The sequence below is a fragment of the Rhizobium sophoriradicis genome (assembly GCF_003939025.1).
Taxonomy (GTDB): domain Bacteria; phylum Pseudomonadota; class Alphaproteobacteria; order Rhizobiales; family Rhizobiaceae; genus Rhizobium; species Rhizobium sophoriradicis.
Window position 1 is genome coordinate 286,868 of the sequence record NZ_RQIH01000009.1, and the last position, 11,065, is coordinate 297,932.

General features: G+C 59.7%; 17 protein-coding genes. 9 read left to right on the forward strand and 8 right to left on the reverse strand.

The window, feature by feature from the left end; genetic code table 11:
• Window positions 1-229: 229 nt before the first annotated feature.
• Window positions 230-982, reverse strand: a complete 753-nt coding sequence (locus EFR00_RS17550) for a hypothetical protein (protein ID WP_077990883.1) — start codon at window positions 980-982, stop codon at window positions 230-232.
• 692 nt (window positions 983-1,674) lie between these two features.
• Window positions 1,675-2,181: a hypothetical protein gene (locus EFR00_RS17555; RefSeq protein ID WP_077990881.1), complete on the reverse strand. Its 507-nt coding sequence runs from the start codon at window positions 2,179-2,181 to the stop codon at window positions 1,675-1,677.
• 741 nt (window positions 2,182-2,922) lie between these two features.
• Here EFR00_RS17555 and EFR00_RS17560 point away from each other — a divergent pair.
• Window positions 2,923-3,168: a hypothetical protein gene (locus EFR00_RS17560; protein ID WP_125864855.1), complete on the forward strand. Its 246-nt coding sequence runs from the start codon at window positions 2,923-2,925 to the stop codon at window positions 3,166-3,168.
• A 46-nt stretch (window positions 3,169-3,214) separates the two neighbouring features.
• Here the strand turns inward: EFR00_RS17560 and EFR00_RS17565 are convergent, their stop codons facing one another.
• From EFR00_RS17565 to EFR00_RS17575, 3 genes are all read right to left on the reverse strand, one after another.
• Window positions 3,215-4,081, reverse strand: a complete 867-nt coding sequence (locus tag EFR00_RS17565) for a hypothetical protein (RefSeq protein ID WP_077990879.1) — start codon at window positions 4,079-4,081, stop codon at window positions 3,215-3,217.
• Entirely contained in the window at window positions 4,068-4,568 is a 501-nt protein-coding gene (locus EFR00_RS17570) for a hypothetical protein (protein WP_077990878.1), read from the reverse strand. Before EFR00_RS17570 ends, EFR00_RS17565 begins: the two co-directional genes overlap by 14 nt.
• A 146-nt stretch (window positions 4,569-4,714) precedes the next feature.
• Window positions 4,715-5,326, reverse strand: coding sequence for a membrane protein (locus EFR00_RS17575; protein ID WP_039618369.1), 612 nt, complete (start codon window positions 5,324-5,326; stop codon window positions 4,715-4,717).
• A 305-nt stretch (window positions 5,327-5,631) separates the two neighbouring features.
• On the opposite strand from EFR00_RS17575, the gene EFR00_RS17580 reads away from it, so the two are divergent.
• The gene (locus EFR00_RS17580; protein ID WP_039618371.1) at window positions 5,632-5,871 is read left to right on the forward strand and encodes a DUF982 domain-containing protein; all 240 of its coding nucleotides are present in this window, start codon (window positions 5,632-5,634) and stop codon (window positions 5,869-5,871) included.
• A 26-nt stretch (window positions 5,872-5,897) separates the two neighbouring features.
• On the opposite strand, the gene EFR00_RS17585 is transcribed toward EFR00_RS17580, so the two are convergent.
• The 3 genes from EFR00_RS17585 to EFR00_RS17595 form a co-directional block, all read right to left on the reverse strand.
• Window positions 5,898-6,122: a hypothetical protein gene (locus EFR00_RS17585; RefSeq protein WP_039618373.1), complete on the reverse strand. Its 225-nt coding sequence runs from the start codon at window positions 6,120-6,122 to the stop codon at window positions 5,898-5,900.
• 13 nt (window positions 6,123-6,135) lie between these two features.
• Window positions 6,136-6,399: a hypothetical protein gene (locus tag EFR00_RS17590; RefSeq protein ID WP_039618375.1), complete on the reverse strand. Its 264-nt coding sequence runs from the start codon at window positions 6,397-6,399 to the stop codon at window positions 6,136-6,138.
• Window positions 6,400-7,193: 794 nt separating this feature from the next.
• Window positions 7,194-7,841 (reverse strand): S24 family peptidase, encoded by a 648-nt coding sequence (locus EFR00_RS17595; RefSeq protein ID WP_039618378.1) that lies wholly within the window; start codon window positions 7,839-7,841, stop codon window positions 7,194-7,196.
• 83 nt (window positions 7,842-7,924) lie between these two features.
• Between EFR00_RS17595 and EFR00_RS17600 the strand changes: the two genes are divergently transcribed.
• The 7 genes from EFR00_RS17600 to EFR00_RS17630 all read left to right on the forward strand — a co-directional run bounded on the left by EFR00_RS17600 (window position 7,925) and on the right by EFR00_RS17630 (window position 10,487).
• Window positions 7,925-8,158, forward strand: a complete 234-nt coding sequence (locus EFR00_RS17600) for a hypothetical protein (RefSeq protein ID WP_077990877.1) — start codon at window positions 7,925-7,927, stop codon at window positions 8,156-8,158.
• 218 nt (window positions 8,159-8,376) lie between these two features.
• Window positions 8,377-8,643: a hypothetical protein gene (locus tag EFR00_RS17605; protein WP_039618379.1), complete on the forward strand. Its 267-nt coding sequence runs from the start codon at window positions 8,377-8,379 to the stop codon at window positions 8,641-8,643.
• A 24-nt stretch (window positions 8,644-8,667) separates the two neighbouring features.
• A complete protein-coding gene (locus tag EFR00_RS17610) occupies window positions 8,668-9,036 on the forward strand; it encodes a hypothetical protein (RefSeq protein ID WP_039618381.1) in 369 nt (122 codons plus the stop codon).
• Complete coding sequence (locus EFR00_RS17615; protein ID WP_039618383.1) at window positions 9,002-9,400, forward strand: hypothetical protein; 399 nt, start codon at window positions 9,002-9,004, stop codon at window positions 9,398-9,400. The genes EFR00_RS17610 and EFR00_RS17615 overlap by 35 nt, the downstream gene beginning before the upstream one ends.
• The gene (locus EFR00_RS17620) at window positions 9,397-9,687 is read left to right on the forward strand and encodes a GcrA family cell cycle regulator (protein WP_039618386.1); all 291 of its coding nucleotides are present in this window, start codon (window positions 9,397-9,399) and stop codon (window positions 9,685-9,687) included. Before EFR00_RS17615 ends, EFR00_RS17620 begins: the two co-directional genes overlap by 4 nt.
• On the forward strand, window positions 9,684-9,881 hold the full coding sequence (locus EFR00_RS17625) for a response regulator transcription factor (protein ID WP_039618388.1): 198 nt from the start codon (window positions 9,684-9,686) through the stop codon (window positions 9,879-9,881). The genes EFR00_RS17620 and EFR00_RS17625 overlap by 4 nt, the downstream gene beginning before the upstream one ends.
• Window positions 9,882-9,893: 12 nt before the next feature.
• On the forward strand, window positions 9,894-10,487 hold the full coding sequence (locus tag EFR00_RS17630; protein WP_039618390.1) for a hypothetical protein: 594 nt from the start codon (window positions 9,894-9,896) through the stop codon (window positions 10,485-10,487).
• Window positions 10,488-11,065 lie beyond the last annotated feature (578 nt).

The following is an 11,065-nucleotide window of genomic DNA, read 5'->3' on the forward strand; positions in this document are numbered from 1 at the left end:
AGGCGAGCAGCGGCCGAAGCCGCGCTCCAAAGCCCGATCGCTATCGCTACCTGACAGCGACAGCAATTTCTCGGCGCCAGTTCGTCCGTGGTCGCCAGAGAAGGATTGGTGAGCAACCGCGCGCGGCCGCCCACCTTCAGGGAGGTGACAGCTCCCTGAAATAGAAAAGGCGGCATCGCTGCCGCCCGTCTCTCTCCCTTACCCGTTGGGATTTCGAAATGGGGTACCTCTACGCCGCCGCGCGCCGACGATCGCGCCAAAAGCGATCGACGATCTCGAAACCGTCAAAGATGCGCGCGCGAGCCTCGCCCTTTGCCCCCTTACTACCGGCGCCCAGGCGTTTGCCGATTGCCTCGAGGGTCATGCCGTCGCACACAGCCCATTCGAAGGCATCCAGGATCTTTGGAACGTAGGCCAATCGTGCGCGCAGGATCGCGAGTTCGCGCTTGGCATCGATGGCGGCAAGTATGGCCTGGTCGCCGTTCCACTTTTTGGCGACCGGTGCGCCCATGGCCTTGCCGTCGACACCCGCCATGGCAATGCGCTTGGCTGGGGTGTCCAAATTCGCCTTCCGGCCGGCAACCACTTTCACGCCTTTGCTCTTCCCGTTGCCATCCTCGCGGTGGACTAGGAAAAGGTTTGTCGCCTCTCGGCCGATCAACTCGGTCGGCATGGTGGCTGCGTCATGCAGTGCTCGATACCGTTCCGCCAATGCCATGCAGGTCTCATTGCGCTCGGTGCGTAGAAGCTTCGCCAGCGGCCAGTCTTCGTTGTCGTTGGCGTGCTGCCCGCGGAGAGTGTTGGACGTGAGGCGGGCGGCCTGCGCAGCCTGGCGCCATTCGATATCTGGCCCGTCATTCGGCAGGCGGAGATGAATGCCCTTGGATTTAATGCGGGCTCGTCCAGGAGCCCATTCGTCGGCACTCTGGACGATAGGCAAAATAGTATCGCGCCGGTCGAAGACCGGGATTTCTTCAGTCATGCTGTCACCTTGACTTTGGGAGCTTGTTCCGCCCGCTTTGCGCGGGTCTTACTTGCTGCGCGCCGGCAAGCGGCGATGGTCAAATGGTGCTGTAAACATACAAATTTGTCAACGCGCCTCGCAGAATCGGAGATTAGTCAAGCGACGAATCTTGTGATGTACCGTGAGTGCAAAGTCGTAATATATAGCAGTCCACCTCACGAAAGGATGGACTATGAGCCTTCTTCAACTCGCCTACATCATGATCGCCGTGTCGTATGTCGTCGCTGTCTTCGCTCTGGCGAGCGGGCATTGAGTGGCAATGGCAGCGGTCGCTACGCCAAAAAGCTCAATGATTTCTTATGCGCGCGTTGCGCGCGCGGGAAAGAAAAACTGTATTAGCGCTAACGCTCGACGGGGGCGCCGCTCCGCGGCGGAGGCGGGGCAGGGATCTAGGGTGCCCCGGTCCGGGGCAATAAAAAAGCCCGCTTTCCGCGGGCTTCTCGATTAAGCTTTCTTTAGCTCGGGGTCGCCGTAATTTTCGGGCCCTCGATAGCCTAAAGCTTTCGCTTTCTGATCATGCGTGAGCGTAGCAAAGAAACCAGTCATCGGCCGGGGGGCGGCATAAGACGGCTCCGCCTTCTGCGCGGGAGCAGGGCTCGAGAAAGCCCAGCTGAACATTGCTGACGCCTTAGAAGCTAACGCTCTCATTATCACACCTTCTTCCTACAGAATATAGGACCGTTTTTGGGCCGGACAATCTCAAATCCGAAGTTCGTCTCGTAAAGAGAAACGAGATCTTCATTTAAGGGTTCCAATATTATCTCTTTCTTGCCCCGAGCTTGAGCATAGTTCGCAACCGCTTCGAGTGCAATAAGGATTCGCCGCCCCTTGAGAGGGCAATCCAACCTTGCATCACCTTCGATGAATTTAAGCTTAACGCTTTGCCCGGTTGTAACCGCAAGGCCCATCGCGCAAAGTCTGTCTTCGTGCCAGATGGCGAAATCAAGTTGATCCGGCTCGCGATATCGCCTCCGAATCTCTTCCCAGTCGAATTCACTTTTAGACCACTGAGACTTCATCGCTTCGAAGCACCGATTGCTCCATTCGGCGACGTGGAACTTGATTTGGAGATGCGGCTCAAGGTTTACAACGGCTGCCTTGCGCGCATCATGCTTATTTTTTATGTATCGCTCCCGCGCTCGGGCTAGCTCGCTCACCGTCAACTCCTACGAATCACCCAGTGAAGTAACCAACTCTTGTAAGTATTCGCAATATGGCGGGGCCTGCGAACCAAACTTTAGCGTGCGTAATACCCGCGTTTCACAGATTTTATGCGCAAATTGCCGTTGTGACTTCAATTTGTCGAGTTGCTAACCCGGCCTTGACGAATCAGATAGAGCTGAGTATCTTCATGCTTAGGAACTCTGTCCGATCCGAACTGAACTCTATTATTTAGAATAATCAGCGCGACAGTCGGAAGAATAATCCTCCAGCCGCCAAGTCGGATGACAGCGGCGTTCGGGGTGGATGCCCCTTATTCTTCCTAGATAGTCACGGCAATAGCCGTATCGCTTGCAGATCTGCTTCAGGTTTAGCTCGCCTGGACGTCCGGGCATGTTCCAAGGACGAGAACATGCGGTTTATATACCTGCGCGGCAAAGGCTTCAAAGTTGAAGTCGAGCCCGCATTGATAACTGCTGTGATCATGCTGATCCAGCTTTTCATGTAAAAGGTTGGCCGGCGCGAATGCCGGCCTTCTGCTCATTATCGTTCGCAGCGCGGGCCGCGTAATCTGGCTTCAGCATGCCAGTCAGCTCGGTGAATTCGCGCCACGATAGGCGCCGGCCGCGTAGCGGGCGATCTGGATTAACGTCGGTGTTGGTCACAGTAGATCCCTCGACTGATTGAATCCTCCTTCGGTTGGAGTAGGGTTGCGATCTGCGGTTGAGGGAATCGTTTTGTTTGGATCTATCACTTCTGGTTTCGCCAAGTTAATTGGCCTCCTTTTGAAGCTGGCTGGGAAGCTTGCTGTCATGGCGCTGGTGGCGCTGGGCGGACTATTGCTGTCCGTCCTTAAGCGGATTGCAGAGGATACTTTGATGGCAGAGGCCAGCAAGAAGCGCCAACGTCAGATGGAGCGAGACGAGCTTCGCCGCCTCAAGCTCCAAAAGGCGCGTCGGGACGTTTACGATGATGGCCTGTGAACCGGCAGAGGGCAACAAGAGGTATTCCGTTGGTGGAAGCCGGGCGTCACGCCGCCACGCCCATCGCACGGCGGCCCCAGGCGTCCGCCGGGAGGTACTTTGGGATCCCGTGGCGCCCGACAACATACAACGACTTGCCGATCAGTTCGCTCACATCGCCGGGCATATCCGTGCCTAGTGCCCGTAGAAACTCCGCGAATTGGGCCTGACCGGCCTCCTGAACCCGTTGCGACTGCGCCTCAACCGTGAAGCTGTCATCGCGCTCCCCGCCAACGGCATCTGTCATCACCACATAAATGAATGTTCCTTCGTCATCTTGATCGACTTCTGCCGCCGTGACAGTCAGCTCGACGATTGTCTTATCAACCTCAAAATCTGCCCCGACCGGCGCGGCCGAAAGGCCATGCGCCGAGGCGGGTGCAGATTTCTCTTTTACAGTAACCCCGCTTGTAAGCGGGTTATGTAAAAGGGATTCGGTATTGCCTACGATACCGCTGGAGCCATTAGAGGTATCGCCAGCAGTACCTCTAGCGGTATCGCCTACGATACCGCTCCTTCCTGTAGTGGTATCGCCAGCAATACCGCTGCCAGAGGTATCGCCCGCAATACCACTAGGAAAGTTGAAGTTGAGGCCAAACTCAGTCGGCCGGGTGCCGACACCTTCGCGAATAACCCAAATGACGTGCTCGCCGGCAAGGCGCCGAAGAGAGGCGATGACGTTGGCGCGTGTGGCCCTGGTAGCTTTTTCGAGATAGCGCAGGCTGGCGCGTGAATTGCGGTGGGCGGACATGTAGCGCTCGACCAGCACCGCCATCACTTTGTGATCAAGTTTTGTCGCCCAATCCGTTTCGATAACTCGGATCAGCAGATTGTGCTTGGCCAAAAGGCCATCTGGCTTGTCAAGCGGCTTCATGGGCGGCCATCCGTGCATTATATTGCGCCCGCCACTCGTCGCCGCGTTCGACGACCGGCACATACATAGGGCGGCCATCCTCGTTGCGACCGATCTCCTTGATGAAACCAGCTTCAATCGCGCCTCTGATCGTATTCCACATTGTCCTGCGACCGACACCGAAGCGTTGCGCCAATGTGTTGGTTCGAAGCACGGCATAGCCCTGCTGTCGCCATTGGTCGACAACAAGTGCCGGTATGCGGAAACCGTGACGGCTCCGAAGCGAGTACGCTCCTGCGGCGATATAGTCGCTCAGGCGCTCGTAGTCGTTGTCACATAAATTTCGATAGTCCATCTCAATCCTTTCTTTGGAGAGAGCGCACGACGGCGCGCCCGCCGGAGAGCCGGCAGGGTGGTTGACTTTTTTCTGTGCCGTGATTGTTGCGCGCCCGCTTACGGCAATGATTGGCAACGATTGAGCGAAAAAGAGCGCTTTTAGACGCGGCATTCGCTATCAAAAAAGCCCGAAAGTTCGTGCTTTTTGGCGCAAACGTTGTTGTTCGGGACGTGGGGGTCGAGTGTTCGAATCACTCCACTCCGACCAGCTAGAAACCCCGCTTCGGCGGGGTTTTTCGTTTCCACTCAGATCTTGGCTTAGGGAAACGCGTTCGGCAGGCTGTCGTCCAGAATGTAGAAGTGTTCGCCGATCTTGCTGACGCTGATGAATGCGTTCGGACCGGGATCGAGAGTGACGCATTCCTTCCTTTTTTCAGAACAGAATTTCTGAAGGCGCTTTTGCCAGGCTGCGGTTTGTGCGCCTTTGGGCAAGGCAATCTCATCGCTCTCGTCATAGACCAGCGTCGAGTAGGATTTATGCCTGAATGTATCGTCCCATACGAATGTCCGGAAGCGCTGCCCTTCCTCCGGGGGATCGGCTCGTTTGATCTCCGCCAGATATGCCTGCTTGGTCAGTGCAAATCGAACGCTGTCGGGCGTTATGCCGGCGATGGCGAGAAGATGAAGGCAGACGAGCAGCAGCGGGGGCGTTGCCAGGAGAAACAGGGCGCGTCGCCAGCGCCGCAGCGCCAGGTTGAAGCAGAGGGAGCCTGCGATGGCGATCAGCGTTGCGAGAAAGACGATCAGATCGATCGTCCACCAGTCCCATCGGGGAGCAAGCCAATAAAGCCAATCCGGTCCCAGAAACGGCAACAGCCAGAGGGCATATGTCCAGGTAAATTGGTCGCTGCTTTTGATTTGCTCTGGCACGTTTGTTACCGGGTATTCTTGGTTTGAGGATTACATGGAGGCGAGTATGGCATGCCGACGACGCGCATGTTCTCGTGATTACCAACTGGATCCGTCACTATTTGCTTAAACGCCGTAACGAACTGGATCTTCGCCGATTTCCGCCATGCCGTTGGCGAGGGTGGACACATCCTGCTGCTCTTGCCTGCCAGTTATAATTTTCCCACCGAAAAGTTATAACCAAGCGTGCGTGAGAAAAATGCGAGCCCGGAACGACTCTCAAAGTGATTCGTTGAGTCGCGTGTTCCGCGTGAGGGGGCTGCATCATGAGCAGGCGGCGAAGTTTCAAACCGGTGAAGATCACCATCAATGGCAAGACCAGGACGGTTTATAACGTCGTCCAGGCCGGCAATATGCTGCTGAGCGACTGGCCGGAGCAGACGCCGGCGGCCAAGGCTGCCGAACTGCTTGTGCTTGACGTCTTCAACGATGCCGCCGGGCCCGAGCAGGTGCGCCGCGCCTTCATAACGGCGGCCAAGGCGAGCGACATCAAGTTCAGTTCCTGACCGGCGGTGTCGGGAAAGGCCTTCGCTCATCTCCATGATATCTGCTCCTGATTCGCCAGATCGCGATGCTTCAGCTGCGGCTCCATCCAGGCGGCCGAAACGATCGCTATGACAAAGCCGAAGGCGATGCAGGCGAGGGCCTGGATCCGCCAGGAGACGAAGGTGAGCGGCGTTGGGGTGGCGCGCCTTTCCACGCAATTGGGCGGGCAGGGGCAGCCGGAAAAGGCCTTGATGATGCAATCGGCGGACATGTCCATTTCTCCCTCAGGCGTACAACTGATCGCGATCGGTGATGCCCATGATCTCGCGGGCATAGCGGTAATGCGCCGCCACACTTGCCGTGGCGCCGCGCAGCCAGGACGGGCCGCGGAGCAGATGTTCGGGGCGGCGGAGATAGACAAAGCCGAGGGCGCCCATGCGCTGGGCTTCGTTGGCCATATAGGCGGTACAGTCGTCGAGCCCGCGGGCGGCATTCCAGCGGGCGTCCCTTAGGCTCTGTTCGGTCTCGATCTTGCGGAAATGCTGCATCGCTTTGCCTCTCTCATGCCGGCTGATGGCAGGTGAGATCAAGGTATATATAATACCTCAACGCGTCAACAGATCGGGATATAAAAAATACCCCGCATGTTGACGGGGTACGAATCATAGGCGTATGGGTGGGCGCAGTGATTGGGCGACCGGGTGCAACTCCCGAGCTGACGAAGCCCAGCGGCGCGGGAAGCGAAAGTCCTTAAGTGCGCTGTCAGAAAATCAGGACGAGGGCGAAGCGAATGGCCCCTCTGGCACGTGTCCCATCCCGGCTCCGGCCTTCAGGACATGGCCAATGCTCTCCCGGCTTCATGGGCTTTGCCCATGGGGTAGGGGGAAGCTTTGGCCGGAACCCTCCCTCACCAGCCTTCAGGAACGGGAAAGAGATGGAAGAGAGAAGGAAGGAAGAGAGATCAGGATAGCACGTGCGCGCAGGCGGCGGTGACCGGCGCGGAGCGCGTCGCGGTCTTTCAGTTTCGATGCTTGCGCTCGAAAGCTAGGGTTCCAGGCGCACCAGTGTCGCAAGCGCGACCGCAGTGCTTTGCGCGGTGATGGAAGCGCCGGCGAGACCTCCGATGCGCTTCGATCTTAGAGGCTCACCTCAATGCAGCATGCTTCGCGCGGCGCCGAAAGCGATGAGCAGCACGGCAAGGCTCACGATATAGAACCAAATTCGGCCGGCGCGTGAGGAAGGGCGGATCATCTTGAATCTTTTTCGCAGGAGGCTGGCGTTTTGCCGGAATGATGAGTTCTATGTCCTGGAATCAATTAGTGTTTCGAACAAGCCCGGACTCTCACATCTCGATCACCGAGCGGCGGACGCGGCCGATGATGGTGACGGCGCCCTGGAATTCCGGCGGCGGCACCTCTTCGTAGGAGGCGGGCTGGAAGGGAGGATTGTCGTTCGGGCGGTAGCGCTTGTAGGTCGCAGCTCCCGTCTCGTCGGCGACGACATAAAGCGCGTTCGGCGCCAGGCGCTTATCGCGGCGGTTGACGAAAATGATCGAGCCCGGCGGCGAGATCTTGTTCATCGAATTGCCCTCGACCTCGAGCGCGATCCAGTCGCCGTCCGGCAGATCGAGCGCGGCGACCGTCGGGAATTCCGAGAAGTCGGTGATCGGCGCCTGCTCGGTCAGCTGGCCGGCGCTGACCCAGGAGATCTTTGGCACGTCGGCGACGGAGACCGGCCGCTCTTCCGGATCGAGCGCGTCGCCGGTTCCGAACTGCAGCCAGTTGAGATTGACCTTGAACGCCTTGGCATATTTCTTCGCGTCGGCGATGCCGAAGCCGTTCCGGCCCGACTCATGCGCCTTGTAGACATTGGCGTTCCAGCCGAAACGATCGACGATCGCCTTCGGCCCGGCAAAGCCGGCGTTCTTCCTGGCCATGACCAGACGCTTTGCGCGTTCTTCGCGCTCAAATTGTTCCTGATCTTTCAACATGATATAAATTATACCCTAAAAAAAGGTACATGTAATGCCCTAAATCGCTTGACGTGCGAGGTATTTTACGTACCCTTATTGCCATGAAACAAGCACATATCATCAACAACCGGCCCCGGCTTTCGGGCTTCGCCAATCATCGGGGCGCCCGCTACACCGGCTGCCCGACCTGCGGCAGGGCGCTGTCGATCGCCGAGGTGATCGAGCGCCATTGCGAAAATTGCGGCCGGCAGACCAAGCCGGAAGAGATGCGGCAGACGACAATCCTGCCCTCTTCCTTGTCGATCACCAGATCCGACAGCCTCACTCCTCCCTGACGGCTATCGGTCGCCGGCGTCGCTGCCCTCCCTCGGCGACGCCGGCATGGACGCGACGCGTCGCGGCCACAGGGCAGCAGCCCAAGACGACGACCGGAGCCCTTGCTCCCGCAACAGAGCGGCTCCTGTTGTCAGCAGCGAACTCGAAAAATGAAGCACGGCCAAGGCCCGCTTTGCCGGGGGCATCCGGCCGCGCCTGAGCGAATGAGGATCACGCGATGAGCATCGCCCCAGCCTGTCAAGGCACACACATGGACGCCCTCGAGCTCTTCCGCTCCGGCCGGGACTATATCGAAATATCAGCCATTCTCGGCCTGCCGGTACCGGCCGTGGAAACGGAGATCCACCGGCTGCGCAGCGCCGAGAAGGGCGACACCGCGCAGGAGGATTACGTCGCCGGCAAGGTCCGGCGGTTTGCCGGCCGCGCCGCCCGGCCGGGTGCTGCGGTCAATTTCGCCGGCCGCCGGCGCCGGCTGCCGGTCTGAGTGGGCGAGCGGAAAGGGATGCGCATGGAAAAGGAAGCAATGAACAAGGACATCATGGAGATCTTGAGCCCGGTGCTGGGGCAGGAGCTGGCGGCGGCGATCATCGAGCATCGCAGCCGCACGCTGAAGAAGCCGCTGACGGCTTACGCGGCGAAGATCCAGGTCAAGGAGTATCTCAAGACCGGCAATCCGGTCGACGCCGCCGAGATGCAGATCCTGCGCGGCTGGCGGGCGATCAAATCCGACTGGTATTTCAATGAGAAGGCGAGGGAAGCGGGATCAAGTGATGCAAACACGGGCAGAAGGACATCGGTCGATGCCGCACGAGATTTCCTCTCCGGTGACGATCATAGCGGGGATGCTTTCGGGCTTTCCGGCCTCCGCCGGCATTGATCCCGACATGCAGATCCGCGCCTATCTCGTCGCCATCGATGGCATTCCGGCCGAGGCGGTCTGGCGCGCCGCCAAGCTGTTCCTGGCCGGCAAGGTGAGGGATCACAACCGCGCCTTCGCCCCCAGTGCCGCGAGCTTTGCCGAACTGGCCCGCCAGCAGCAGGCGGTGATGACAAGGGAAAGCCGGCCGCCGATCGAAGTGCGGCCCGAACCGCCGCAGCCGAAGGTCGCGGCCTACAAGATGCAACTGCTGAGACAGGCGGCGAACGGCAGCCTCAACGCCAGGCGGCAGCTCGCCAGCATGTTTCCCGACAACCCGGTCATCGCAAGGGCCGCACGAGACGCACAGGAGACGGTGGGATGAGAGAGCTGTTCTGGACCGAAGACAAGATCGCCGAGGCGCAGAAATTCTGGCAGGCGGGCTTTTCGGCACGAGAGATCGCCGAGCTGTTCGGCTCGAAGAAGAACACCGTCATCAACATGGCGCACCGCAACCGCGACCGGTTTCCCTCGCGCCAGCTGGCGCCCAGGCCGCCTGACGCTGAGCTGTCCGCGCCGACCCGCCATCCCGACCGGGTGACGCGGGTGACGCTGTCGGGCGCCCATGTAACGATGCCGCGCGTGCCGACCATCGACGGGCCGGCGCCATGAACGCCGTCACCCCGCGCGAGCGCGAAATCATCGGCTGGATGGCGGCCGGCAAGACCGCCGCCGAGATCGGCGCCATCCTCGGCATCTCGCCGATCACCGTCAACACCCACATATCAAATGCCAAGGCGAAACTCGGCGTCTTCAAGGAGACCGCCCTGGTCGCCGCAGCACTTAGAAACGGCATCATTCGATAGGAAGGACATCAGATGGGCGGCAAGGCCACCAAGGTGAAGACACAGCGGGTAAACAAAGGCGCCGGCCGGCCGCGCAAGACGAATGTCGAGCGTTTCCCCTGCGGCAAGATCAAGCCCTTCGAGACCGAGAAGGACAATGTCAGCGTCGCGGTCGCCGCCCGCCGCCGCATCCACGGCTTCAACAGGACGGTTGATGACGAGACGGTCAGGAGCCCCTATGCCGGCTACACCCTCGGCCGCATGTTCCTCGATGGCGCCATCACCGACGAACAGCGCCAGGCCGGCGACGACTATGCCGAAGCCATGGCCCGCTACCACAAGACCACGGGCATCCCGGCACCGAGCCCGAGGGCCCAATCGCTCTTTGCCGTCAAGGGCCATGAAGGTGAGGTGACCGAAAGCCTCGCCGACCGCGCCCGCAAGGCCAGCAACCGGATGATGGCGCTGCAGGCGATCCTGCTTGCCTGCGAGGACGGCCCGCAGGTGCGAAGCACCGTCTATAATGTCGCGGTGATGGACTACGACCATCTGCGCCACATGCCGCCGCAGCAATTGCTGTGGCTGCGCCGCGGGCTGATCGCGCTGCGGAAAGCGAAGGGCGGGTGAGCATTTTCACCCCGCCCTCCGTCGTCCTCGGGCTGGGCCCGTGAACTCACGCCGCCCCTCGGCTGCTGCCATTGGATTCCAGGCTCAAGGCCTGGAATGACGGAAGTTGGGGAGGGCGATATGCAAGTGGCACAACGCCGCTGCTATTCCCTCACCATCGCTGGATTTGCCACGAAACTCACCCCACTCTCCGTCGTCCTCGGGCTTGACCCGAGGACCCATGCTGGCCCCTCGACTGCGGCGATGGATTCCAGGCTCAAGGCCTGGAATGACGGAGGTTGGGGAAGGGCGATCGGCAAGAGGCGCAACGGAGGTTGCGGAGGGCGATCTGCAAGAGGTGCAACGGAGGTTAGGGAGGGCGATCTGCAAGAGGCACAACGCCGCTGCTATTCCCTCACCATCGCTGGATTTGCGCGAAACTCACCCCACTCTCCGTCGTCCTCGGGCTTGACCCCATAGGCGCTAACTTAGCCGTCGATGTGCGATGGCGCATCGCCTTCGCGGAGGCTCGCGCAGCCGATGGAGCAGCTGGTCGATGGCGATGGGCCTGATGGTCGCGTGCAAGACAGCGATAGAGA

What these genes read in the sequence shown, in the direction of transcription:
- EFR00_RS17550 (WP_077990883.1), bottom strand. Translation starts at nt 982, where the DNA reads ATGACTGAAGAAATCCCGGTCTTCGACCGGCGCGATACTATTTTGCCT.
- EFR00_RS17565 (WP_077990879.1), bottom strand. Translation starts at nt 4,081, where the DNA reads ATGAAGCCGCTTGACAAGCCAGATGGCCTTTTGGCCAAGCACAATCTG.
- EFR00_RS17570 (WP_077990878.1), bottom strand. Translation starts at nt 4,568, where the DNA reads ATGCCGCGTCTAAAAGCGCTCTTTTTCGCTCAATCGTTGCCAATCATT.
- EFR00_RS17580 (WP_039618371.1), top strand. Translation starts at nt 5,632, where the DNA reads ATGAGCAGGCGGCGAAGTTTCAAACCGGTGAAGATCACCATCAATGGC.
- EFR00_RS17585 (WP_039618373.1), bottom strand. Translation starts at nt 6,122, where the DNA reads ATGTCCGCCGATTGCATCATCAAGGCCTTTTCCGGCTGCCCCTGCCCG.
- EFR00_RS17590 (WP_039618375.1), bottom strand. Translation starts at nt 6,399, where the DNA reads ATGCAGCATTTCCGCAAGATCGAGACCGAACAGAGCCTAAGGGACGCC.
- EFR00_RS17595 (WP_039618378.1), bottom strand. Translation starts at nt 7,841, where the DNA reads ATGTTGAAAGATCAGGAACAATTTGAGCGCGAAGAACGCGCAAAGCGT.
- EFR00_RS17600 (WP_077990877.1), top strand. Translation starts at nt 7,925, where the DNA reads ATGAAACAAGCACATATCATCAACAACCGGCCCCGGCTTTCGGGCTTC.
- EFR00_RS17605 (WP_039618379.1), top strand. Translation starts at nt 8,377, where the DNA reads ATGAGCATCGCCCCAGCCTGTCAAGGCACACACATGGACGCCCTCGAG.
- EFR00_RS17610 (WP_039618381.1), top strand. Translation starts at nt 8,668, where the DNA reads ATGGAAAAGGAAGCAATGAACAAGGACATCATGGAGATCTTGAGCCCG.
- EFR00_RS17615 (WP_039618383.1), top strand. Translation starts at nt 9,002, where the DNA reads ATGCTTTCGGGCTTTCCGGCCTCCGCCGGCATTGATCCCGACATGCAG.
- EFR00_RS17620 (WP_039618386.1), top strand. Translation starts at nt 9,397, where the DNA reads ATGAGAGAGCTGTTCTGGACCGAAGACAAGATCGCCGAGGCGCAGAAA.
- EFR00_RS17625 (WP_039618388.1), top strand. Translation starts at nt 9,684, where the DNA reads ATGAACGCCGTCACCCCGCGCGAGCGCGAAATCATCGGCTGGATGGCG.
- EFR00_RS17630 (WP_039618390.1), top strand. Translation starts at nt 9,894, where the DNA reads ATGGGCGGCAAGGCCACCAAGGTGAAGACACAGCGGGTAAACAAAGGC.